Source organism: Ruegeria sp. AJ12, assembly GCF_056536245.1.
The window spans coordinates 2,996,031-3,018,303 of the sequence record NZ_JBQFJJ010000001.1 but is presented as its reverse complement, the minus strand read 5'-3'; the positions used below and the strand labels follow the sequence as shown (position 1 = coordinate 3,018,303).

At 58.6% G+C, this 22,273-nt stretch carries 20 protein-coding genes; 13 read left to right on the top strand and 7 right to left on the bottom strand.

Annotated features, from left to right (window positions below):
• From ACR3E0_RS15030 to ACR3E0_RS15020, 3 genes are all read right to left on the bottom strand, one after another.
• Nucleotides 1-858: a bile acid:sodium symporter family protein gene (locus tag ACR3E0_RS15030; protein WP_480479614.1), complete on the bottom strand. Its 858-nt coding sequence runs from the start codon at nt 856-858 to the stop codon at nt 1-3.
• A gap of 73 nt (nt 859-931) precedes the next feature.
• Nucleotides 932-1,666: a glutamine amidotransferase gene (locus tag ACR3E0_RS15025; protein ID WP_480479613.1), complete on the bottom strand. Its 735-nt coding sequence runs from the start codon at nt 1,664-1,666 to the stop codon at nt 932-934.
• 16 nt (nt 1,667-1,682) lie between these two features.
• A complete protein-coding gene (locus ACR3E0_RS15020) occupies nt 1,683-3,455 on the bottom strand; it encodes an SLC13 family permease (RefSeq protein ID WP_480479612.1) in 1,773 nt (590 codons plus the stop codon).
• A gap of 110 nt (nt 3,456-3,565) precedes the next feature.
• Here ACR3E0_RS15020 and ACR3E0_RS15015 point away from each other — a divergent pair, with 110 nt between their 5' ends.
• Nucleotides 3,566-4,306, top strand: a complete 741-nt coding sequence (locus ACR3E0_RS15015; protein ID WP_480479611.1) for a YebC/PmpR family DNA-binding transcriptional regulator — start codon at nt 3,566-3,568, stop codon at nt 4,304-4,306.
• Nucleotides 4,307-4,489: 183 nt separating this feature from the next.
• The gene (locus tag ACR3E0_RS15010; RefSeq protein WP_480479610.1) at nt 4,490-5,764 is read left to right on the top strand and encodes an MFS transporter; all 1,275 of its coding nucleotides are present in this window, start codon (nt 4,490-4,492) and stop codon (nt 5,762-5,764) included.
• Here the strand turns inward: ACR3E0_RS15010 and ACR3E0_RS15005 are convergent.
• On the bottom strand, nt 5,755-6,666 hold the full coding sequence (locus ACR3E0_RS15005; protein WP_480479609.1) for an ArgP/LysG family DNA-binding transcriptional regulator: 912 nt from the start codon (nt 6,664-6,666) through the stop codon (nt 5,755-5,757). The two genes, ACR3E0_RS15010 and ACR3E0_RS15005, sit on opposite strands and share 10 nt — an antisense overlap.
• Nucleotides 6,667-6,752: 86 nt before the next feature.
• Between ACR3E0_RS15005 and ACR3E0_RS15000 the strand changes: the two genes are divergently transcribed.
• From ACR3E0_RS15000 to ACR3E0_RS14975, 6 genes are all read left to right on the top strand, one after another.
• Nucleotides 6,753-7,352: a LysE/ArgO family amino acid transporter gene (locus tag ACR3E0_RS15000; protein ID WP_480479608.1), complete on the top strand. Its 600-nt coding sequence runs from the start codon at nt 6,753-6,755 to the stop codon at nt 7,350-7,352.
• A gap of 40 nt (nt 7,353-7,392) precedes the next feature.
• Entirely contained in the window at nt 7,393-8,298 is a 906-nt protein-coding gene (locus ACR3E0_RS14995; RefSeq protein ID WP_480479607.1) for a DMT family transporter, read from the top strand.
• Between the two features lie 88 nt (nt 8,299-8,386).
• The gene (betI, locus tag ACR3E0_RS14990) at nt 8,387-8,959 is read left to right on the top strand and encodes a choline-binding transcriptional repressor BetI (RefSeq protein ID WP_480479606.1); all 573 of its coding nucleotides are present in this window, start codon (nt 8,387-8,389) and stop codon (nt 8,957-8,959) included.
• Nucleotides 8,956-10,464, top strand: coding sequence for a choline-sulfatase (gene betC / locus ACR3E0_RS14985; RefSeq protein ID WP_480479605.1), 1,509 nt, complete (start codon nt 8,956-8,958; stop codon nt 10,462-10,464). The genes betI and betC overlap by 4 nt, the downstream gene beginning before the upstream one ends.
• 70 nt (nt 10,465-10,534) lie before the next feature.
• A complete protein-coding gene (gene betA, locus ACR3E0_RS14980; RefSeq protein ID WP_480479604.1) occupies nt 10,535-12,193 on the top strand; it encodes a choline dehydrogenase in 1,659 nt (552 codons plus the stop codon).
• 131 nt (nt 12,194-12,324) lie between these two features.
• On the top strand, nt 12,325-12,564 hold the full coding sequence (locus ACR3E0_RS14975) for an HP1242/YdcH family protein (protein WP_480479603.1): 240 nt from the start codon (nt 12,325-12,327) through the stop codon (nt 12,562-12,564).
• 55 nt (nt 12,565-12,619) lie between these two features.
• Here the strand turns inward: ACR3E0_RS14975 and ACR3E0_RS14970 are convergent, their stop codons facing one another.
• Nucleotides 12,620-14,020, bottom strand: coding sequence for a helix-turn-helix domain-containing protein (locus ACR3E0_RS14970; protein ID WP_480479602.1), 1,401 nt, complete (start codon nt 14,018-14,020; stop codon nt 12,620-12,622).
• 66 nt (nt 14,021-14,086) lie between these two features.
• Nucleotides 14,087-15,292 (bottom strand): multidrug effflux MFS transporter, encoded by a 1,206-nt coding sequence (locus ACR3E0_RS14965; protein WP_480479601.1) that lies wholly within the window; start codon nt 15,290-15,292, stop codon nt 14,087-14,089.
• Between the two features lie 183 nt (nt 15,293-15,475).
• On the opposite strand from ACR3E0_RS14965, the gene ACR3E0_RS14960 reads away from it, so the two are divergent.
• The 3 genes from ACR3E0_RS14960 (at nt 15,476) to ACR3E0_RS14950 (ending at nt 18,026) form a co-directional block, all read left to right on the top strand.
• Nucleotides 15,476-17,008, top strand: a complete 1,533-nt coding sequence (locus ACR3E0_RS14960; protein WP_480479600.1) for an acyl-CoA carboxylase subunit beta — start codon at nt 15,476-15,478, stop codon at nt 17,006-17,008.
• Between the two features lie 111 nt (nt 17,009-17,119).
• Complete coding sequence (locus ACR3E0_RS14955; protein ID WP_480479599.1) at nt 17,120-17,605, top strand: DUF6497 family protein; 486 nt, start codon at nt 17,120-17,122, stop codon at nt 17,603-17,605.
• A gap of 70 nt (nt 17,606-17,675) precedes the next feature.
• A complete protein-coding gene (locus ACR3E0_RS14950; RefSeq protein ID WP_480479598.1) occupies nt 17,676-18,026 on the top strand; it encodes a hypothetical protein in 351 nt (116 codons plus the stop codon).
• 71 nt (nt 18,027-18,097) lie between these two features.
• On the opposite strand, the gene ACR3E0_RS14945 is transcribed toward ACR3E0_RS14950, so the two are convergent.
• Nucleotides 18,098-19,255 carry a DcaP family trimeric outer membrane transporter gene (locus tag ACR3E0_RS14945; RefSeq protein WP_480479597.1) on the bottom strand — a complete coding sequence of 386 codons (1,158 nt, stop codon included), beginning with the start codon at nt 19,253-19,255 and terminating at the stop codon, nt 18,098-18,100.
• Nucleotides 19,256-19,905: 650 nt separating this feature from the next.
• On the opposite strand from ACR3E0_RS14945, the gene ACR3E0_RS14940 reads away from it, so the two are divergent.
• Both ACR3E0_RS14940 and ACR3E0_RS14935 read left to right on the top strand, forming a co-directional pair.
• A complete protein-coding gene (locus tag ACR3E0_RS14940) occupies nt 19,906-20,109 on the top strand; it encodes a hypothetical protein (protein ID WP_480479596.1) in 204 nt (67 codons plus the stop codon).
• Nucleotides 20,110-20,226: 117 nt separating this feature from the next.
• On the top strand, nt 20,227-22,272 hold the full coding sequence (locus ACR3E0_RS14935; protein WP_480479595.1) for an acetyl-CoA carboxylase biotin carboxylase subunit: 2,046 nt from the start codon (nt 20,227-20,229) through the stop codon (nt 22,270-22,272).
• Nucleotide 22,273 lies beyond the last annotated feature (1 nt).

Here is a 22,273-nt window from a genome sequence, read left to right as displayed (position 1 = left end):
TCAGCGGTTGCGGTACCAGACAAGAAACGGAATCGCGACGGCATACATCGTGATCCCATAAACCGCGGATGGCAAAGCCAAGGGGCTGAAGCCGCTCTCCGTACTCGTTATCAAAGCCGCCAGGGTAATCCCCAGCGTCGAGTTCTGAATGCCGGTCTCGATCGAGATCGTCTTACTCTCATTCCACGACAGATTTGCGGCGCGCGCCAGACCTAATCCGATCAGCAAAAGGGCGATATTCAGCGAGATCAGACCGGTCCCCATGACACCAAGATTGTCGACAAAGAGCTGCCAGTTTCCTGCGAGCGCTGCCAGAACGATCAAGACAAAAAGAACGGTCGCCAGTTTGGACAGCGGTGCGTCGATACGGCTGGCCACACCGGATGCAAAATGGCGCAGGCTGACCCCTAGCGCGACGGGCAAGGTCGTGATCAGAAACATTGCAATCGCAAGGCCACTGATCGAAACCTCGGGTGCATTCTCACCCATGAAATAGGTAACGGACCAGGCGGCAAGGACCGGAACCGTCATGATGGACAACAGACTGATCACCGCCGTCAGGCTGACGGACAGTGCGACATCCGCTTTGGCGAGCTTGGACAGGATGTTGCTGGTCACGCCGCCCGGGCAAAAACTGAGCAGCATGAAACCGACCGCGATTTCAGGCGGCAGAGCGAAGACCTTTACCGTCGCAAACGCCGCAACGGGCAGCAGGACAACCTGACACAGTGCTCCGATGGCGAACGGGTATTTCCGGCGCAGCACGCGGCGAAAATCGGCAATCTCCAGCCCGATACCCAGGGACAACATGATAATGGCCAGCGAGATCGGCAGGCCGACATTGATTAGCAGATCCAAGAAACAACTCCTCCCAAAGTCGTTCGGACCAGCCTATGCGAGGGCTCAAGGCGCAGGCAACCGCGCCGTTGGGTCACCCGTAGCGCTCGGCAAACCGGCGCAGGATTTCGCCGGGTTGGGTGACGTCCGCCGCGTTGCAGATGTCGATCAGGCGCTGGGCATCTTCGGGCGGGAAATAGCCGTGATGTTTATAGATGTTGATGCGTTGCTCGAAGTCTTTGGCATCCGCTTCGGGGTGAAACTGCGTGGCATAAACGTTTTGGCCCCAGCGGATCATCTGAAACGGGCAGGGGTCCGACGCCACAAGGTGTACACAGCCCTCCGGCAGGGCCTGAACGGCCTCTTTATGGCCGACAAAGGCGTCGAAGGTCTCTGGCAATCCAATGGTCAGAGGGTCGTTCGCGGCGTCAGTGGTCAGGTTGCAGGACGATGGTCCGACAGGTTCGCTGTACCGATCCTTGCTGACACTGCCCCCCAAATGCGCCGCCAGAATGCCCAAACCGTAACAACAGCCCATAAAGGGATGATCGTGCCTGGTGATCTGCGGCATCAGGTCCATGATTGTGCCTTCAATCCTGACATCCAGATCGGATTTTGCTGCCGGGTCGTCGCTGACACATCCGGGCCCGCCGCCGACGATGACACCTGCATAGTCCGTGACGTCCAGCCCCTCCGGAAGGCCTTCGCAATCCAAACGGATCCGATGCGTCTGTTCGGGTAACAATCCGGTCTTGTCCAGAATGGACGCATACTCGGCGTCCGATGCGTCGGTTTCCGGGCGCAGTTGCAGGATCAAAAAGCGTTTCATGCTCCGCCTTTAGCGCTCAAAGCGGCCAGAAGACAAGGATTGCGGGGACTGAAACCGCAACGATCAGGACCTCAAGCGGCAGGCCCATGCGCCAGTAATCCCCAAAGCGGTAGCCACCCGGGCCGAGGACAAGCGTGTTGTTTTTGTGCCCAATGGGCGTGAGGAACGCGGCAGAGGCGGCAACGGCAACGGTCATCAGGAAAGGATCGGGCGACACCTCCAGTGTCCGCGCCATTTGAATACCGACCGGTGCTGCAACGATGGCCGTCGCGGTGTTGTTGAGCACATCCGACAACGTCATGGTCACGACCATCAGGACCGTCAAAATGGCCCAGGCGGGAAGGCCATCGGTCAGTTGCACCAGCGCGTTTGCAATCAGTTCGGTGCCCCCCGACGTCTCCAACGCGCTGCCCAACGGAATCATTGACCCCAGCAGAACCACCACCGGCCACTCGATGTGATTGTAGATATCGCTGATCGGCATGACCTTGGTCAGCACGTAAGCGATGACCACAAACCCCAGCGCGACAGGCAGGTAGATCAGGCCAATGCTTGCCGCCAGAACGGCGGCTGCAAACAATCCAATGGCCAGCCATGCCTTGTCGTTGGCGGTCACATTCAGGCCGCGCTGTGCAAGCGGCAGACATCCCAGCCACTCCGTGACATCCGCGCCGCGATCGCGCGGGCAGAGCAACAACAGGATGTCACCTGGCTCAACTTCGGTTTTTCGGACCTGTTCAGTGATCCGCCGACCTTGGCGCGAGATGCCCATCAGCACCGTGCTCTGCCGCCAGGCAAGCCCAAGCCCCTGCGCAGTTCGGCCCGTGATGCGGGCACTTTCGGGGACAACGACTTCGATCACCTCAAGACCTTCACCTTCTGCCGTCAGCAATTCCTGACGTCGTGTGTCCGAGAAATCGAGGTTCAGGGCCGCCCGGAACTCGTCCAGAGCCTCGGGACGGGCCTCCAGCACCAGTGCGTCCCCTTCGCGCAGCGTGGCGTGCGTGGACCGTCCATACCGTCGTTTGCCATCGCGGATCAGGCCGATGATGGCCACATCGGATTTCTCGGCGGCCTCGTAGAGTTCGCTGACACGCTTGCCGATTTGTGGCGCCTCGGGCGGAATTGTCAGCTCCGCAATGTACTCGGCGAGGACTTCGGATGTCTCGGTCTGCGGTCCCCGGTTCGGGATCAGGCGCCACCCGACCAGCGACACAAAAACCAACCCGGCGATGGCCGCCAATCCCCCGACCGGCGCAAAATCGAACATGCGAAACGGCTCACCCAGCGTTTCAGCCCGGATCGATGCGATGATGATGTTTGGCGGTGTCCCGATCAGAGTGGCCATCCCGCCCAGAATGGTCGCAAAGCTCAGGGGCATCAGTGTCAGGCCAACGGATCGTCCCGCTTTGCGCGCGGTCTGGATGTCGACCGGCATCAACAGCGCCAAGGCGGCAACGTTATTCATAAAAGCCGACAGAACGGCGCCGATGCCGCCCATCAATGCGATATGAGCACCCAACCCGCGCGATGCATCGACGAGCGTGCGGGTGATCAGGAACACCGCGCCCGACCGAACCAGCCCGGCCGACACCACCAGAACCAGCGCGACGATGATCGTTGCGGGATGCCCAAACCCGGCAAACGCGTTGTCGACAGGCACCACCCCAAGCACAACACCAATCATCAGTGCAGCAAAAGCCACCAGGTCATATCGAAACCGACCCCAAAGAAGCATTCCAAATACGGTGATGAAAAGCGCGAAGAGAATAATCTGATCTGTCGTCATGCCGCCACCATAGCCTCAGCCGGCATCTGAGCAAGCCGCTCTCTTGATCCCGCGCCCCGCAAACGTCTATATGAGCGCCGAATACGCACTTACCAACACGAGGACGCACAATGGCAGGCCATTCCAAATGGGCCAATATCCAGCACCGCAAGGGACGTCAGGACGCCGCGCGGTCCAAGCTGTTTTCCAAACTGTCGAAAGAGATCACCGTTGCCGCCAAGATGGGCGACCCCGATCCCGACAAGAACCCGCGCCTGCGTCTGGCGGTGAAAGAGGCCAAGTCGAACTCGGTCCCAAAAGACGTGATCGACCGCGCGATCAAGAAGTCGCAGGCGGGCGAGGGCGATGACTACGAAGAAATCCGGTATGAGGGTTATGGTCCAAATGGCGTGGCCGTGATCGTCGAAACAATGACCGACAACCGCAACCGGACGGCGTCGACCGTGCGCTCGACCTTTTCCAAGAACGGCGGAAACCTGGGTGAGACGGGTTCCGTCGGGTTCATGTTCGAACGCAAGGGCGAGGTTGTGTACCTCGCGACTGCAGGCGACGCCGATACCATTTTCGAAGCCGCGATCGAGGCCGGCGCTGAAGATGTCGAAAGCGCGGATGACGGGCATATCATCTGGTGCGCCGATACCGACTTGAACGAGGTGTCGAACGCTCTTGAAAGCGCGCTGGGCGAATCCGAGTCGACCAAGCTGGTCTGGAAACCAACCACAACCACCGAGTTGGATCTGGAGGACATGCAGCGTTTGATGAAATTGGTTGACGCGCTGGAAGATGACGATGACGTGCAGCGCGTGACGACCAATTTCGAAGCCACGGACGAGGTCATGGCGCAGCTTTGACGCAAAAGAACAAGTCGGCTCTACGAATTCCCGGCCACGTGGCCGGGTTTTTCGTTTGTACCCAATGCCAGAGTTCTTGGCCGCTTGGCGTGGACTCTGTATAACCATCTGACACAGGTTGACGATCCGGAACACGGATGGACAGTTCCATTCGAATGAGAATTGCAAAAAGTAAGCGACCGCATGGCTGAAAACCCGCCCAACCCAGCGAAACGAAATGTCCCAGTTCTGGCCGGCCAGAGCATCCTGTCCCAGATTGCCTGGACGCTTGGCAGCCCATCAGTCGTGTTGCCGTTTTTGGCCGTATCCTTCGAATTGCCAATGTTCGTGGCGGGCGCGCTGGTATCGGTGCGTATGTTTGGCAGTATGATACCGGACGTATTCCTGGCTCAGTCGATTGCCGCCAAACAACAAAAAAAACGCGCGATTGCCCTGACCGAGGTTGCAATCGGCGCCTGCCTCGTCATGGCATTGTTTGTAGCGGCAACGGGTGTAGTTCCCTTGATTGCGCTGGCCTTTGTTGCCGCTTTTTTTCTGATCGGGCTGATCGAAGAGATACAGTCCCTGATGTTTACCGATCTGTTGGGGGATCACGTCCAGTCGAAATCCCGCATGGTGATGCGTTACCTGCAATTGGGCGCCGGTGGTCTCGGAGCGATCGGTTTGGCGTTGCTGGTGCACCAGATCATGAAGGACAATCCGCCCTTTTCACGTCATACCGCCGTCATTGCAGTATCGGTGACCTTCTTCCTGTTGTCCGGACTGTCGATTCTTGCCATGTCCGAATTGTCTAAACGACCGAAGGCACCGCTTGATACGTCGTCGGCGCAAAAGCGATCACTGGTCGCCTACTTCACCGATATTCTGGCCATGTTCGACGAACCTTGGTTTCGACGGTACATGCTCATGCGTATGCCATTGGTTGTCGTGTCTCTTTCGGTTCCGTTTTTTGCGCTGCTCACCGCCGAGCAACACCACGCATCCGCAAAGGGACTGACCGCGATGATCGTTTCGTCTGCGTCAGGCTACCTTGTTGCGGCCCCGCTGTGGCAGATGGTCAATATGAAATCCCATCGCGCAGTGATGGTCACGGGGACGTTGCTGGTTGCATCTACAGGTATTGTGTTGCTGTCCGCACATTTCCTAGGCATTGATCATGACGTGCACCTGCATGCGGTTTCCTTGTTTATCGCAACTGTCGCGGTAACTGGTGTCAGCAGTGCGCGGAAACTCTATTTTCTGGACGTAGCCCCAAAAGATCAACGCATCAAAGCGTCCGCCGCAATCAAAAGTATATCCAGGATCTCTGCGGTGGTCTTATCGGCTGCATTGGCGGGTGTCGCCCATTTGCACGAAGTTTCTTTGGCGATTGTGTTCATCGTTCTTGTCAGCCTGTTGGGATCGGTTCTGTGCTACAGGGTGGTTGTCCCGCAAACGGGGCAACCGGTTCAATCTTGAGCCACGTCATTCTGACCGGCTTGTCGGGCGCTGTAGTCTCTGGCTGCTTGCCGAACGGCCTGTGTCAGTGGCTGCAGGGCAGGGGCCAGAACGCGGATCACCTGCCATTTGAGCGAAACATCCAGAGGCGCATCTGGCAACAAGGTGCACAAACGTCCTTGCTGAATCGGCTGTTCAACCAGTTGTTTTGGGTTCATGCCCCAGCCCAACCCCAGAATCGCGGCCTCCACAAAACCCTGCGAAGACGGCAGGAAGTGCGACGGGGGCGAGATGCGGCGGCCAACCTGTTTCTCCATCCACGCTTTCTGCAAACTGTCCTTGCGATTGAAAGTCAAACAAGGTGCGCGGGCCAGCGATGCGGAGGACACGCCATCGGGGAACCATTTGCGTACGAAATCCGGGCTGGCTGTCGGGAGGTATTGCAAGGTGCCCAAATCGATCTCGTCGCAGCCCGTCACCGGCTGGTCGCCGACGGTGATCGCGGCACTGACTTCGCCGCGTTTCAACCATTCGGCCGAGTAGTCCTGATCATCGATTACGAGGTCGAACAATATGTCATCCACTTGGGCCATCGCATTGATGAACCAGGTGGCCAGGACATCGGCGGGTATGGCGATCCGCACCCGCACGGGACCACCCCCGCGATCCAGCGTCAGTTCCCGTGCCAGCCGTGCCTCCAACACGCCAATATCCTCGGCGTGCCGGGCAATGCGGAGGCCCGCAGGTGTTGCGGTGCAGGGTGGCCCCCTGTTTATCAAGGTGGCCCCAACGCGATCTTCCAGCGCCTTGATCCGCTGCGATATGGCGGACGGCGTAACGGCGAGTTCGGCGGCCGCGATTTCAAAACTGCCGTGGCGCAGAATTGCGGACAGTGCGGACAAGTGATTGGGATCGAGCAGCATTAGCCAAACTTAATTCGGTTCAGTATCTTTAATTTGATAGAGTTGCCCCCTGTCATTAGTCAAGAATTCAGATGACAGGAGGTTTCATGCCCACATCCATGATCGCCGGGTTTGCCCTGGGCTTTAGTCTGATCCTTGCGATCGGGGCGCAGAATGCCTTTGTGTTGCGGCAGGGATTGCGGCGCGAGCACGTTTTTATTCTCTGCCTGACCTGCGCAGTATCAGACGCCATTCTGATCGGTGCTGGCGTAGCGGGTTTCGGTACGCTGGCACAGGCGGTGCCATGGTTCGAAACGGTGATGCGCTATGGCGGCGCGATGTTCCTGATCTGGTACGGGTTACGCAGTTTCTGGTCGGCGTGGAAGGGCGGAGCAGCACTCGAAGTCGGTTCAGGCCAACGCACAACCTTGCGTGCGGCCCTGTTGACCGTGTTGGCGTTCACATGGCTCAACCCGCATGTCTATCTCGACACTGTCGTTTTGATCGGATCGATCTCCGCTCAATATGATGACCGTCTGGGATTTGCGATAGGCGCCATGGTGTCGAGCTTTGTCTTTTTCTTTTCACTCGGCTATGGCGCGAGAATTCTGTCGCCTGTTTTCACGCGCCCGCGCGCGTGGCAGCTGCTGGATGTTCTGATCGGAGTCGTCATGCTGGCCATTGCGTGGAAATTAGTTGTCATGTGAAGGGTTGTCGTCGCCCGGCTTTCCGTGTTCAACCGATGGCATGACATCACTCGCCGCTTCCCGTCCGATTGCGGGCATGTTCTGGATGTTTGCAGCCGGGTTGTCCTTTGTCGTGATGACCGCGCTGGTCAAATCCCTCGGAACCACGATGGACCCGATTCAAGCGGCGTTCTTGCGCTATGTACTGGGGCTGGTGTTTTTGCTGCCTGCACTTCGGCAGATCATGGCAACCCACCTCACGCGGAGGCATATTGCGCTGTTCGGGCTTCGCGGCATTATCCATGGCGTTGCGGTCATGTTGTGGTTCTTTTCGATGACCCAGATCCCCTTGGCCGAAGTGACCGCGATGAACTACATGACCCCGGTTTACGTCACGCTTGGCGCTGCTTTGTTTCTGGGTGAAAAGCTCGCCTTTCGGCGCATCGCAGCGATTCTGGTTGCCCTGATCGGCGTCCTGATCATTCTGCGCCCCGGGTTCCGCGAGGTGTCGGCGGGTCATCTGGCCATGCTGGGAACTGCGCTTACGCTGGGGGGGTCCTACTTGCTGGCCAAGGTTCTGGTTCGCGACGTACCGCCTTCGGTTGTTGTGGCACATCTGTCGATCTGGGTGACCATCGTTCTGATCCCGTTTGCAATCGCCGTCTGGTCACCGCCCAGCTTGCGCGATCTCGGCGTGTTGTTTCTGGTTGCCAGCTTTGCCACGGCCGGGCACTATTTCATGACATTGGCCCTGCAGGCGGCGCCGGTCGCCGTCACCCAACCGGTCACTTTCTTACAGTTGATCTGGGCGACACTATTGGGTGCCTTGGTGTTCCATGAACGGGTCGACATATGGGTTGTCGCCGGCGGCACGCTGATCCTTGCCGCTGTCAGCTTTATTTCCTGGCGCGAAGCGGTTCTGAACCGCAGTGACTTGACGCCTCCCAGCATCGCGCCCAAGCTGTGAGCCCAAAGCTCTCAAAACGTTATTGATTGACGAGTCAATAAAAACCCCCTAGCGTTTGTGTGATCTGCAAGTCTTCAGGGGGAGAGCGATGCCGAAAGTCGGAATGGAGCCAATCCGCCGCGACGCGATCGTCCGGGCGACGATTGCCGAACTGGGCGCCAAAAAATCCCTTGATGTCACCGTCAGCCAGATTGCCAAGCGGGCCGGCATGTCCAGCGCGCTGGCGCATCACTATTTTGGTGGCAAGGATCAGATTTTTCTGGCGGCCATGCGCCAGATCTTGGCGGATTTCGGTGAAGAAGCCCGCGGCGAGTTGAAGTCTGCCGCACCCAAGGAACGCGCTCAGGCGATCATTCGGGCCTGCTTCGCGCCGTCCTGTTTCACCCCTGACGTGATCGCGGCCTGGATGACCTTTTATGTGCTGGCCCAGACGAACGAAGATGCTCTGCGGCTGTGGCAGATCTATCAGGCGCGTATTCGGTCCAACCTCATCTTTGCACTGCGCCCGATGCTCGCCGATCCCGTTGAGGCGGCCGAGAACATGATCGCCTTGATCGACGGGCTCTACATCAGGGCAGCTCTGAGCGCGCCGGAAGAACCGCAACTGGCGGTAAATCACGCAATGCGGGTCCTCAACACCTTTCTTGAGGCCGAAAAATGACACAGCCCAACATTCTGATCCTGATGGTGGATCAGCTCAACGGAACCCTCTTTCCCGATGGTCCCGCAGACTGGCTCCATGTGCCGAACCTGAAGAAACTGGCGGATCGATCGACACGGTTCGCCAACGCCTACACGGCCTCACCGCTCTGCGCGCCTGGTCGCGCCAGTTTCATGTCGGGTCAGCTTCCGTCACGCACTGGCGTATACGACAACGCCGCCGAGTTTCGCAGTGATATTCCGACATATGCGCATCACCTGCGCCGGGCAGGATACTACACTTGCCTGTCGGGAAAGATGCATTTTGTGGGACCCGACCAATTGCACGGGTTCGAGGATCGCCTGACCACCGACATCTACCCCGCCGATTTCGGCTGGACCCCGGATTACCGCAAACCCGGCGAGCGGATCGACTGGTGGTACCACAACATGGGATCCGTGACCGGTGCGGGCGTCGCCGAAATTTCGAACCAGATGGAATATGACGACGAGGTTGCGTACAACGCCAAGGCCAAGCTCTACGACCTCGCGCGTGGCAAGGACGACCGCCCCTGGTGCATGACCGTCAGTTTTACCCACCCGCACGACCCCTATGTCGCGCGCCGCAAGTACTGGGACCTCTACGAGGATTGCGAACACCTGCTGCCCGAGGTTGCGGACCTTGGCTATGAAAATCAGGACCCGCATTCCCAGCGGATATTCGACGCCAATGACTGGCGCAGCTTTGACATCTCCGAAGAGGACATCCGCAAGTCTCGTCGCGCCTATTTTGCCAATATCTCGTATTTGGACGACAAGATCGGCGAGATCCTAGAGGTGCTGGATACCACTCGGCAGGAGGCGATTATCCTGTTTGTCTCGGACCATGGTGACATGCTGGGTGAACGGGGTTTGTGGTTCAAGATGACCTTCTTCGAAGGCTCATCCCGCGTGCCTCTCATGATCTCCGCACCGGGTTTGCCAGTTGGGCGGATAGACACACCCGTGTCGACGATTGATGTCACGCCGACGCTTGGCGTATTGGCCTCTGTGGACATGGCGGATATTGCGCCATGGACGGACGGGGAAAACCTCGTCCCGCTTGCCAAGGGCTTTGACCGAACGGCACCGGTTGCGATGGAGTATGCGGCCGAGGCGTCATACGCGCCGTTGGTGTCCATGCGATATGGAAAGTGGAAATACAATCGGTGCGTCTTGGACCCGGATCAGCTGTTCGATATGGACGAAGATCCAAACGAATTGAACAACTTGGCTGATCAGCCGGAACACGCTGGAACTCTGCAGACCCTGCGTGCCAAATCCGAAGCGCGCTGGGACCTGGACAAGTTCGACGCGGACGTGCGCGCCAATCAGGCGCGTCGCTGGGTCGTTTACGAGGCGCTTCGGCAAGGCGGCTACTACCCCTGGGATTACCAGCCGCTGCAAAAGGCGTCCGAACGCTACATGCGCAACCACATGGATCTGAACATCGTTGAGGAAAGCCAGCGCTACCCGCGCGGTGAGTAACCTCCTCATCTCTTGAAAAATACTCCGGCCGGAGGCGTTGTCCCGGGCGGCGGTCAAAGGAGACCGGAATATGGAAGCAGATTTTGTCATCGTCGGCGCCGGCTCGGCTGGTTGCGCGATGGCCTATCGCCTGAGCGAGGCCGGTGCCTCGGTACTGGTGATCGAACATGGCGGCAGCGATGCGGGCCCGTTCATTCAAATGCCTGCGGCGTTGAGCTATCCGATGAACATGTCGCTCTATGACTGGGGATATCAGTCCGAACCCGAACCGTATCTGAACAACCGCAAACTGGCGTGCCCGAGGGGCAAAGTGATCGGTGGGTCATCATCGATCAACGGGATGGTCTATGTGCGGGGGCATGCGCGGGACTTTGACACCTGGGCAGAGATGGGGGCCGATGGATGGTCCTATGCGGATGTGCTGCCCTATTACAAACGTATGGAGAGCTGGCACGACGGAGGCCATGGTGGCGATACGACCTGGCGTGGCACCGATGGTCCGTTGCATGTCTCGCGGGGCCCCCGAGAAAATCCTCTGTTCAAGGCGTTTGTCGATGCCGGGCGGCAGGCCGGGTACGAGGTGACCGGCGACTATAACGGGGAAAAGCAGGAAGGCTTTGGCCCGATGGAACAGACCGTCTGGAAAGGGCGGCGCTGGTCGGCCGCGAATGCCTATCTGCGGCCCGCCCTCAAACGGCCCAATTGTGATGTTGTGCGGGGTCTGGCGGCACGTGTCGTCATAGAGGACGGGCGCGCAACGGGGGTCGAACTGGTGCGCGGCGGCAAGAAAGACATCATCCGTGCCCGGCGCGAGGTGATACTGGCTGCGTCGTCGATCAACTCTCCGAAACTGCTGATGCTGTCCGGTATCGGGCCGGCGGCACATCTGGCAGAGCATGGGATTGACGTTATCGCGGACCGGCCCGGCGTCGGGGCAAACCTTCAGGACCATCTGGAGCTTTATATTCAGCAAGCCTCATTGCAGCCAATCACGCTCTATCGGCACTGGAATCTGGTCAGCAAGGGTTTGATCGGCGCGCAGTGGCTGTTCACGAAGACGGGGCTTGGCGCATCCAACCAGTTTGAAAGCGCGGCGTTTATCCGTTCAAAACCAGGCGTGGAATACCCCGACATCCAATACCACTTCCTGCCCATTGCGGTTCGCTATGACGGGCAAGCGGCGGCCGAAGGGCACGGGTTCCAGGCGCATGTGGGCCCGATGCGATCCCCTTCGCGCGGAGCGGTGAGGTTGCGATCGGCCAGACCCGAAGACGCGCCGGTCATCCGCTTTAACTACATGAGCCACGACGAGGATTGGGAGGATTTCCGCACCTGCATCCGCCTGACACGCGAGATATTCGGTCAGGACGCGTTCAAGCCCTTTGCGGGCAAAGAGATTCAGCCGGGTTCCGAGGTTCAGACCGACGAAGAGCTGAACGGTTTTATCGCCGAACATGCCGAAAGCGCCTATCACCCGTGCGGCACCTGCCGGATGGGACGCGCGAGCGACAAGAACGCGGTTGTTGATCCGACGGGGCGAGTTATCGGAGTTGACGCTTTGCGCGTCGCCGACAGTTCGGTCTTTCCCCAGATCACAAACGGGAATCTGAATGCGCCGTCGATCATGGTCGGGGAAAAAGTGTCCGACGACCTGTTGGGCAAGACCCCCTTGCCACGAGCAAATGATCGCCCGTGGATACACCCGCAATGGGCGACGGCGCAGCGTTGAGCGGTTGAGCGACCAGGCTCTGTGAGGTGGCGAATTCGGTCACCGAGTGTGTTTATTGATCCGGGTCAAAGTGAGATGGCACCATACAATTTAGCACTGGGTCGCAAACACGGATAAAGGAGCGAACAGGAATGTCTCATACCCCGCATGAACTGGCCGAAGAATTCCCGGACAAAGTCGAATTGATGAGCCAGCTCAAGCAATCGGATGCACATTTTGCCCGGCTGGCCGATGAATATCACGAGGTCAACCGCGTCGTGCATCGGGCTGAAACCAATATCGAGCCAATGGATGATCTGGCAGAGGTTGAGATGCGCAAGAAAAGGGCGGTTCTCAAAGACGAGATCTGGGCCATCCTTTCGAAAGCCTGAATAGAACCTGTACCTGCGCCTTGAGGCACAGCCCAAAACGTGCCGGGGCGCAGTTTCAGGTGACTTCATAAGGCAGCGTGCCGCGCGTATGGGTGTCGATCGTCAGGCGACGCTCCAGTGGCGGGACTGACCGTTGATGGCAGGTCTGCCGCTCGCATATGCGGCAGGAAATGCCAATCGGCTCATAGGCGCTGGCGTTGTTGATGTCGAGATTGTCGGCATAGACCAGCGCCTCGGCGTGACGCACTTCGCAGCCCAAAGCTATGGCATAGCGCCGGACCGGCGCGCCGAATGATCCACCCGGTTTTGATATATCCCGCGCAAGCGAAATATACCGGACCCCGTCCGGTGTTTCGGCGAGCTGCCGCAGAAAATGCCCCGGTGTCTCAAAGGCACGATGCACGTTCCACAAAGGGCAGGCACCGCCGAACCGGGCGAATTGCAGGCGCGTTGCCGAATGCCGCTTGGTAATCGTTCCTGCCTGATCGACCCGAACGAAAAAGAACGGAATGCCCTTGGCGCCGGGGCGTTGCAGGGTCGACAGGCGATGGGCAATTTGTTCTATGGATGCCCCGAACCGGTTGCTGAGCAGTTCCAGATCGTGTCGGTCTTCCTGCGCGGCGGTCAGGAAGGCGCTATACGGCATCAGCGATGCGCCGGCGAAGTAATTCGCCAGTCCGATCTTGGCAATGGACCGTGCCTCTTCGCTTTGAAACTTGGCAAAGTCCAGCGTTGCCTCCAGCAGCTTGTCCTGACTGATCAAGGCAACTTGCAACAGCAGCTGGAACACTTGGGTTTGTGGCGCAGCGCGCGACGACAGGCGCAGAATCTTGCTTTCCGGATCATAACTGCGGAGGGATTCGATGTCGGCGAAAGACACCTGTATGCCACGCTCTGACAGGCTGTTCAGCGCGGCCTGACGGATGCCGCCAGGGCCATCAGCGCGGTTGGCAAACAACTCGGCGGCCCGGTCCACTGCATCAATGTAGTTGTCGCAATAATGAAAGAAATCACGCACTTCCTCCCACGGGCTGGCCTGTATGCGGGCGTCTTCGCGTCCCAGCGCCTCGTCGAGCGATGCCAGTCGTTCATGGGTCTGGCGATAGGTCCGGTGCAGTTCGAGAAACGCGCGGGCCAAAGCCGGGGCATTGGACGCGGTCAGGCGCAGATCGGCCAGCGGGGGCAGGGCGTCGGCAAAGACAGGGTCCGCCAGCGCTTCACGCATATCCGAGACAAGTCGCTCGCTGTCGCCGGTGCTGAGTTCGGTGACGTCCATGCCGAACTCCTGTGCCAGCGCCAGGACAACAGTCGTCGAGATTGGGCGGTTGTTGTTCTCCATCTGGTTCAGATAGGGCAGTGAGACGCCGAGCTTTGCGGCAAATTCCCGTTGTGTGAGGCTCAGACGCGTGCGCATCTCGCGCAGTTTTGCACCGGCATAGAGTTTTTGGGTGGCCATGGGCGTGCCTTTGCAACTATTCAGTGTCCGCAAGCTAACTTTGCAAACACTTGGGAGCAAGCGCTGTTACAGCCCCAATTGCCGTTCGCGCCAGATGACCGCGCCAATTGCTGCGATGGCCAGAACCGCCGTTGCCAACATCAGCCACAGCAACGGCATCGCACCGGTTTCGACTGTCAGAAGGGCGCCTGCCAGCGCGCTGAGCGCGGCGCCGCCTCCCAGCATGATTGCGCCACTCAGGCCCGAGGCGGTTGCGGCCAGATGCGGCCGAACGGACAAGGCGCCCGACGTCGCGTTTGGAATGGTCATGCCGTTGCCGACACCCACGAAAGTCATAAGGCCAAAAAAGCTGATCGCGGTTCCAAAGCCAGCCAGAAACAGCACTGCGGATATGGCCACGCCCAGGGCGTTCAGCCAGCATCCCCAAAGAACCATCCGGTTTACCCCAAAGCGCACGGAATAGCGGCCGCTGAGGAAATTGCCGACAAAGTAGCCGACGGCCGGCGCGCCGAAATAGATGCCCACTTCGGCAGCGCTCAGGCCAAACAGTTCGGTGCCGATAAAGGGTGCGCCGCCGAGATAGGCAAAGAACGCACCCGAGGAAAACGCCGACGACAGGGAATACCCCCAGAACCGTGGTGATGTGAGCAACTCGGGATATTCTCTGAACTGCTGCAACAGCGTCTTGCCGCTTTTGACCGAGGTTTCTCCAAAATCCGTGTAAGTCAGGGCCAGAGTCAGGGCCCCCACCGCAAAAGGAAGCCAGAAATTGGCTTTCCAGCCAAAACTTTCCTCGAGCACGCCCCCTATTGCCGGTCCGATCATCGGAACCACTGCCATACCCATTGTGACATAACCGATCATCGAGGCCGCCTGATCCTGATCATACATGTCACGCACGGCCGCGCGGCTCAGCACCATTCCGACCACCACGACTGCCTGACACATTCTGAACGCCAGAAAAACCTCGGCATTGGGCGCATAAATGCACCCCAGAGTCGCCAACAGGAACAGGGCCAAACCCCAAAGCAAAACCGGACGCCGACCAGCCTTGTCCGCAATCGGTCCGATTAGGATCTGCAGCACTGCATTGATCAGCAGATACAAGGCGATAGACAGTTGCATGACCTTGTAATCGGTCTCGAAATACAGGGCCATGTTGGGCAGACTGGGAAGAAACAGGTTCATACTCAGGGCGGACAACCCCGAGAGCAGGACAAGTGTGGTAATTGTGGGTGGAGTACGGCGCACCGACGACAAGCTGAACTGCATGGTTCACATGTATAGTCAGGGAATTCGGGATTGCCATACGTCACATCATGTCAACTTGAAACTTAGCAACTTTACAGTTTGGCAGATTGTTGTTGCTTAAACTTTGCAAATTTGCCGAAAAGCGCTTTGGCTCAGACGGCGCAAGCGGTAGGGTCCAGCCAGATTTTACAGGGGATCATCGCCATGAAAGACATCCTTTCCGAGCTTGAAGACCGCCGCAACAACGCCCGGTTGGGTGGCGGACAGAAACGGATCGACGCACAGCATGCGCGCGGAAAGCTGACCGCGCGGGAACGCATTGAACTGCTGGTGGACGAAGGCAGTTTCGAAGAATTCGACATGTTCGTGAGTCACCGGTGCACCGATTTCGGAATGGAAAAGCAACAACCTGCCGGAGACGGCGTGGTCACCGGCTGGGGCACGATCAACGGCCGCATGGTCTATGTGTTCAGTCAGGACTTCACTGTGTTCGGTGGCTCTCTGTCAGAAACGCACGCTCAGAAGATCTGCAAGATCATGGATATGGCCGTACAGAACGGCGCGCCGATCATTGGCATCAACGATTCGGGCGGGGCGCGAATCCAAGAGGGCGTCGCTTCGCTCGCCGGTTACGCCGAAGTGTTCCAGCGCAATATCACCGCCTCGGGCGTCGTTCCGCAGATCAGCGTGATCATGGGCCCCTGCGCCGGCGGTGCGGTCTATAGCCCGGCGATGACCGACTTTATTTTCATGGTCAAAGACTCCTCCTACATGTTCGTGACCGGTCCCGACGTGGTCAAGACGGTCACCAACGAGGTCGTCACCGCCGAGGAACTGGGCGGCGCCTCGACACATACCAAAAAGTCCTCGGTTGCTGACGGGGCGTTTGAAAACGACGTCGAAGCCATGGCCGAGGTGCGTCGCCTTGTTGATTTCCTGCCTCTGAACAACCGCGAAAAGCCGCCCGTGCGTCCGTTCTTTGATGAGCCGGGCCGGATAGAGGGATCTCTGGACACGCTGGTACCTGAAAATCCCAATACGCCATACGATATGAAGGAACTGATCACCAAGGTCGCGGATGAGGGCGACTTTTACGAGATTCAGGAAGACTTTGCCAAGAACATCATCACCGGCTTTATCCGGCTGGAGGGGCAGACGGTGGGTGTCGTGGCGAACCAGCCGATGGTTCTGGCAGGATGTCTGGACATTGACAGCTCGCGCAAAGCCGCCCGGTTTGTGCGGTTCTGCGATTGCTTTGAGATCCCGATCCTGACCTTCGTGGATGTCCCGGGCTTTCTGCCGGGCACCTCGCAGGAATACAGTGGCGTGATCAAACACGGCGCGAAGCTGCTCTATGCCTATGGTGAGGCGACGGTGCCGAAGGTGACCGTCATCACCCGCAAGGCCTATGGCGGCGCCTATGTCGTTATGGCGTCAAAGCATCTCAGGGGGGATTTCAACTATGCCTGGCCAACCGCCGAGATCGCCGTGATGGGCGCCAAAGGCGCGACCGAGATCATTCACCGGGCCGATCTGGCAGACGCGGACAAAACCGCGAAACACGTGGCGGATTACGAAGACCGCTTTGCCAACCCCTTTGTCGCCGCTGAACGCGGGTTTGTGGATGAGGTGATCATGCCGCATTCCACCCGGCGGCGGGTCTCAAAGGCCTTTGCAAGCCTGCGCGGTAAGCAACTAAAGAATCCGTGGAAGAAGCACGACAATATTCCGCTGTGAGTGTGCGAGTTGGTACTCCCGGTCGTCGGCCAAGGAGATAGAAAAGCCGACAGAACATCCAAATGTAGCCGAAAAAAGAGGCAGGTTTGACAAGAACCGCTGAATAGTTGAATGATCCGACCCGCCAAATATAGCACAGCGCAGGCAAACAGCACTGCGCGCGCGATCCCGGAAGGAGGAGCCTGCCGTTGGCGGGTCCGGGGTCGCGCCATATGTTTGGTGATTTCCGGATTTGCCCAACCCGTATTTGCGCAGACAGAAGCACTGCTGCCGGTGCCCTCTGGTCAGCCCGTGCATCTGAGTGACGTGCTGCTCGACAATAACCCCGGAGAGCTGTGGCTGCGGTTTCGCTTTATCGCGCCGAAGATCGGCGCAACTGTCGGGCGGATCGGGTACGACGTGGCCTCGAAGGATATGGAGCATCTGTGCCAGACACTGGCGGTCGCCTACGTCGCGCAGCATGAGTTGGACCCGGCTGTGGTTGTCATTTCTCTGTCAGACAGACCCATAGAGTTTGGCGATGTCGCCCCGGATGCGACGCAGTTTTTTGAGGCCTACCAATTGGATCAATCGCAGTGTGTTTGGGAGGGGCAATGACCAAAATAGGCCGATTCAGTATCTCCCCATTATCTGGGGTCGAAAAAGCCTCACGAGCGGAGGAGCAGATATGCTGAAACACCGCGGTTTCCCCGGACGCCTGCCCGGTACCGATTTTCAGTTCACCATTCGCCGTGCCAATCCAAAAGGTGTGACCCCGATCACCCGGCGCGAACGGTTCCGGGATCGTAAACCCGCCGACCGCAGAGCTGATGCGGGATTCATGGAGGCGCTGTGGCAGCAGTTCGGTGATCAGCCGTTTGAGCGCGGCAATCTGGATGCGGGGCGGCTCAGCTGGCTGTTCGGGCGGGAGGTCATCCCAGCGGAAGATCCGTTCGACCCGGAAAGCTATGATGCTTTGCTGGTGATTGATCTGGATGCCGCACGTGCGTCATTCCCCGATTTGTTTGCGGCAGACTGAGCATGCTGAACCTGACGCCGCCTTTAATGAGAGCGACCCCGCCCGGTGTGGGGCAGGGTCCAATGGGCGCGTCAGAAATTCAGCTGGGCGGCCAGCTGAACCCGGCTGCCGTCGAAGTCCTGACCGGAATTCACGTCGTTCCGCTCGCCATAGATGTATTCGGCGCTAAGGGTCAGGCTATCGGTCGCTTTGTAGAAGGCGTTGACGTGGATCGTCTCCAACTCGGTGAAGGCCAGTGTTCCCGTCGATGTGGCCAGATCATAATCCTCATGCCCGTAGGCGATGCCCACGTTCCACTTTTCACTCAGATCCTGGCGGAACTCGACCGTGTAGCCATCGACATCGTTGGCTTCGCCTCCGACAATCGCATCGCCCAGGCCAATCAAATACGGGCCAAGGGCCTGGCCATGGACATAGTTGACCTGAAACAGGCCGCCGGACCAGGGCCGGACCGATCCGGACAGGGTAACGCCCCACTGATCGACCTCGGTCGCGCCATCACTTGTTTGTGCGTTGCCGTACAGTGCCGCGGCACGCGCAATATAGGTGCCGTTGTTATACTCGGCTGCTGCCGTCAGAACCGGATCGTCAGAGTTCGATCCGCTGACATTTTCTTCGATCGAGGTGCTGAACACGGTGTTCGTGCCCAGATTGGCCGTGTAGCGGACCTGTGGCACCCGCGCAAAGGCGATGCCAACCGGTCCGTTGAACTCAACCGAGGTTGGGTAGGTATCCAGCGGCATGAAGTTGGTCCAGTACTGCCCGATCAGCCAACTGTCGCCAATCGTGATGTTGGCATGGCGCAGCCGCAGTTCAGCGGTGCCGTTCGAGGCGAACAGGTCCAGCTCCAACTGTCCGCCAATTTCGCCAATGCTGCTTGGGGTGCTTGTGCGCAACCCGATCCGCGATTGGCGGAGCGTTGCACCAAAGGTTCCATCGGTGGCAGCCGATGGCTCGCCGATGACGTTCACAAAAGCGGTATCGCCCTGATCAAATTCGAAATCGTAGAAGAAATCGGCTTTGACATAGCCGTAGACGTCCAGGACGGTGTTTCCGATTCTGAAATCACCATTGGCAGGTCCTGCTTGGTTGGCCTCAAGCGCTTCGACCCGCGCGCGCAGCGCATCCAGTTCGGCCTGCGTTTGAGCGTCCTCAGCCAACGCAATCGTGCCGGTTACACAGAGCGCAGAGGCGGCAAGCAGGATCGCCTTTCTTTGTATCAAATTCATGTGGGTGTTTCCTTGTGTGCGAGTAAGCGCTTGCACCGTTTCACGCAGCTTGTGGCTGCGGAAATCACGAGATTGGGACGAAAAAGCCCAAATTTCTCAAGGGAATGTGCTTATCAAGACGTATCGGCTCGCGGCAAGGTGAACCGCCCTGCCAAGCGTATGAATGTGAACATATTTCCGTTCAGGCCGATGCCGTCGCCCTGTGATGCCGCATCTGCGAAAAGGCCGGTTTGGATTGAGAAATGTAACGACACTGTGACAACGCGCGTTCTGCGTCGGGTTGACCCGCATCAAAGGGCGATCGGCGCAATTCTGCGCGAAAACCCGCCGTATGGGCAGATTCCAGCCGGAATCTCAATTGGAAACAATACTTTGTTTCCGACTGATATTGTGCGGTGCAAGGTGAGCGGGCCGTGCGGCTCTACTTTGCCTGCGCCGCACATGCACCTACTATTCCGTACCCCTTCCTTCCGCGGGCAGGCTTGTGTTCCCCACATAGTCCTGCCCGCGTTTTTCTTTCCCCAATTGGCGGGCAAAAAACGGCAAAAAACCGCGCAAAAGCCCGTCTTACGGCATCGTTTGTTGCGCGCGCGACGGTTGTCCCGGCATCTGAGCCCCAAGCAGTCAATAACGAAGAAGGGGCAAATATCATGCGTACCTCCCGAATTTTCCTTGCAATTGCAGCTTGCGCAGGCCTTGCGGCCTGTGGCGACACCACCGGTGAACAAGCCCTGCTTGGCGGTGGCGCGGGCGCGGTTGGAGCCGCGGTCCTCAACGCCGATCCGCTTTTCGGCGCTGCGGTCGGTGCGGCAGGCAACGTGTTGTATTGCAAGACGCAGAACAACTGTAACTAACACCAGAATTTCCGGGGCGCGTTACGCCCCGACCGTCATCGCGTATCACGCCATCACCGGGCTTTTGCCCGGAGGTGGCGTTTTGCGTTTTCAGCACAGCAAGACAAAGGACGTTCCATGTTCAACAAGATCCTGATCGCCAACCGGGGCGAGATCGCCTGCCGGGTCATCAAGACGGCCCGCAAAATGGGAATAGGCACGGTCGCCATCTATTCGGACGCGGACCGCCAGGCCCTGCATGTCTCGATGGCGGACGAAGCGGTTCATATCGGTCCGCCGCCGGCCAACCAGTCCTATATCGTCATCGACAAGGTCATGGATGCCATCCGTCTGAGTGGTGCACAGGCGGTTCACCCCGGGTATGGATTTCTGTCTGAAAACGCCAGGTTTGCCGAGGCGCTTGAAGCCGAAGGTGTTGCCTTTGTGGGCCCTCCGAAAGGCGCCATCGAGGCGATGGGCGACAAGATCACCTCGAAAAAGATCGCGCAGGAGGCGAACGTTTCCACGGTTCCCGGTTACATGGGTCTAATCGAGGATGCTGACGAGGCGGTGAAAATCTCTAACGAGATCGGATATCCGGTGATGATCAAGGCCAGCGCCGGGGGCGGGGGCAAGGGCATGCGGATCGCGTGGAACGACGAAGAGGCGCGTGAAGGCTTCCAGTCTTCCAAGAACGAGGCGGCGAATTCTTTTGGGGATGACCGGATTTTCATCGAGAAATTCGTGACCCAGCCGCGCCATATCGAAATTCAGGTTCTGTGCGACACCCATGGGAACGGCATTTATCTGGGCGAAAGGGAATGCTCGATCCAGCGTCGGAACCAGAAGGTAGTGGAAGAAGCGCCGTCGCCGTTCCTTGATGAGGCCACCCGCCGCGCGATGGGGGAACAGGCCGTCGCCCTGGCCAAGGCCGTGGGCTATTCCAGCGCCGGAACGGTAGAGTTCATCGTAGATGGGGAAAAGAACTTCTACTTTCTTGAAATGAACACCCGTCTGCAGGTGGAACACCCGGTTACCGAGTTGATCACCGGCGTCGATCTGGTTGAGCAGATGATCCGCGTTGCTGCAGGAGAGCCTTTGTCGATAACGCAAGATGACGTGACCCTCACGGGCTGGGCCATCGAAAACCGCCTCTATGCCGAGGATCCCTACCGCAACTTTCTGCCCTCGATTGGCCGCCTGACCCGGTACCGCCCGCCGCAGGAAACGGCGGCAGGCCCGATGCTGGTCAACGGCAAGTGGCAGGGCGATGCCCCCGAAGGTGATGCTGCAGTCAGAAATGACACCGGCGTCTATGAGGGCGGCGAGATCAGCATGTATTACGACCCGATGATCGCCAAGCTCTGCACCTGGGCTCCGACCCGCGACGCCGCGATTGAGGCGATGCGGGTGGCGCTTGACAGTTTCGAAGTCGAAGGCATCGGGCACAACCTGCCGTTCCTGTCAGCGGTTATGGACCACCCAAAATTTATCAGCGGCGATATGACCACCGCCTTCATTGCCGAAGAATACCCGGACGGTTTCGACGGTGTTGAATTGCCCGAGGCTGATTTGCGTCGCATCGCCGCCTCCTGTGCGGCGATGCATCGCGTCGCAGAAATCCGGCGGACGCGTGTGTCCGGTCGCATGGACAATCACGAGCGCAAGGTCGGCAACCGCTGGGCCGTCTCGCTGGAGGGGCAGGAATATACGGTGCGCGTCGACGCGGACAGAGACGGGGCCAGCGTCAGGTTTGAAGACGGCTCGACCCTTCGTGTCACGTCTGATTGGACGCCGGGCGATCAACTGGCTGTTCTGGACGTCGATGGCAGCCCGCTGGTTCTGAAGGTCGGCAAGGTCTCGGGCGGCTTTCGTGTTCGCAACCGGGGTGCCGATGTAAAAGTGCATGTGCGCCGTCCGCGTCAAGCCGAACTTGCCAAGCTGATGCCCGAGAAACTGCCGCCCGACACTTCGAAGATGCTGCTCTGCCCGATGCCGGGATTGATCGTGAAGATTGATGTCGATGTGGGGCAGGAGGTGCAGGAGGGGCAGGCGCTTTGCACCGTCGAAGCGATGAAGATGGAGAACATCCTGCGCGCCGAGAAAAAGGGCGTCGTTTCCAAAATCAATGCTGGACCTGGCGATAGTCTGGCCGTTGATGACGTGATCATGGAGTTCGAGTGAC

Bases quoted from the DNA above. Each gene is read 5' to 3' on its own strand.
- ACR3E0_RS14975 (WP_480479603.1), top strand. From the start codon at position 12,325: ATGTCTCATACCCCGCATGAACTGGCCGAAGAATTCCCGGACAAAGTC.
- ACR3E0_RS14965 (WP_480479601.1), bottom strand. From the start codon at position 15,292: ATGCAGTTCAGCTTGTCGTCGGTGCGCCGTACTCCACCCACAATTACC.
- ACR3E0_RS15020 (WP_480479612.1), bottom strand. From the start codon at position 3,455: ATGACGACAGATCAGATTATTCTCTTCGCGCTTTTCATCACCGTATTT.
- ACR3E0_RS14960 (WP_480479600.1), top strand. From the start codon at position 15,476: ATGAAAGACATCCTTTCCGAGCTTGAAGACCGCCGCAACAACGCCCGG.
- ACR3E0_RS14995 (WP_480479607.1), top strand. From the start codon at position 7,393: ATGACATCACTCGCCGCTTCCCGTCCGATTGCGGGCATGTTCTGGATG.
- betA (WP_480479604.1), top strand. From the start codon at position 10,535: ATGGAAGCAGATTTTGTCATCGTCGGCGCCGGCTCGGCTGGTTGCGCG.
- ACR3E0_RS15000 (WP_480479608.1), top strand. From the start codon at position 6,753: ATGCCCACATCCATGATCGCCGGGTTTGCCCTGGGCTTTAGTCTGATC.
- ACR3E0_RS14970 (WP_480479602.1), bottom strand. From the start codon at position 14,020: ATGGCCACCCAAAAACTCTATGCCGGTGCAAAACTGCGCGAGATGCGC.
- betI (WP_480479606.1), top strand. From the start codon at position 8,387: ATGCCGAAAGTCGGAATGGAGCCAATCCGCCGCGACGCGATCGTCCGG.
- ACR3E0_RS14950 (WP_480479598.1), top strand. From the start codon at position 17,676: ATGCTGAAACACCGCGGTTTCCCCGGACGCCTGCCCGGTACCGATTTT.
- ACR3E0_RS14935 (WP_480479595.1), top strand. From the start codon at position 20,227: ATGTTCAACAAGATCCTGATCGCCAACCGGGGCGAGATCGCCTGCCGG.
- ACR3E0_RS15025 (WP_480479613.1), bottom strand. From the start codon at position 1,666: ATGAAACGCTTTTTGATCCTGCAACTGCGCCCGGAAACCGACGCATCG.
- ACR3E0_RS14940 (WP_480479596.1), top strand. From the start codon at position 19,906: ATGCGTACCTCCCGAATTTTCCTTGCAATTGCAGCTTGCGCAGGCCTT.
- ACR3E0_RS15005 (WP_480479609.1), bottom strand. From the start codon at position 6,666: ATGCTGCTCGATCCCAATCACTTGTCCGCACTGTCCGCAATTCTGCGC.
- ACR3E0_RS15015 (WP_480479611.1), top strand. From the start codon at position 3,566: ATGGCAGGCCATTCCAAATGGGCCAATATCCAGCACCGCAAGGGACGT.
- ACR3E0_RS14945 (WP_480479597.1), bottom strand. From the start codon at position 19,255: ATGAATTTGATACAAAGAAAGGCGATCCTGCTTGCCGCCTCTGCGCTC.
- betC (WP_480479605.1), top strand. From the start codon at position 8,956: ATGACACAGCCCAACATTCTGATCCTGATGGTGGATCAGCTCAACGGA.
- ACR3E0_RS15010 (WP_480479610.1), top strand. From the start codon at position 4,490: ATGGCTGAAAACCCGCCCAACCCAGCGAAACGAAATGTCCCAGTTCTG.
- ACR3E0_RS14955 (WP_480479599.1), top strand. From the start codon at position 17,120: ATGATCCGACCCGCCAAATATAGCACAGCGCAGGCAAACAGCACTGCG.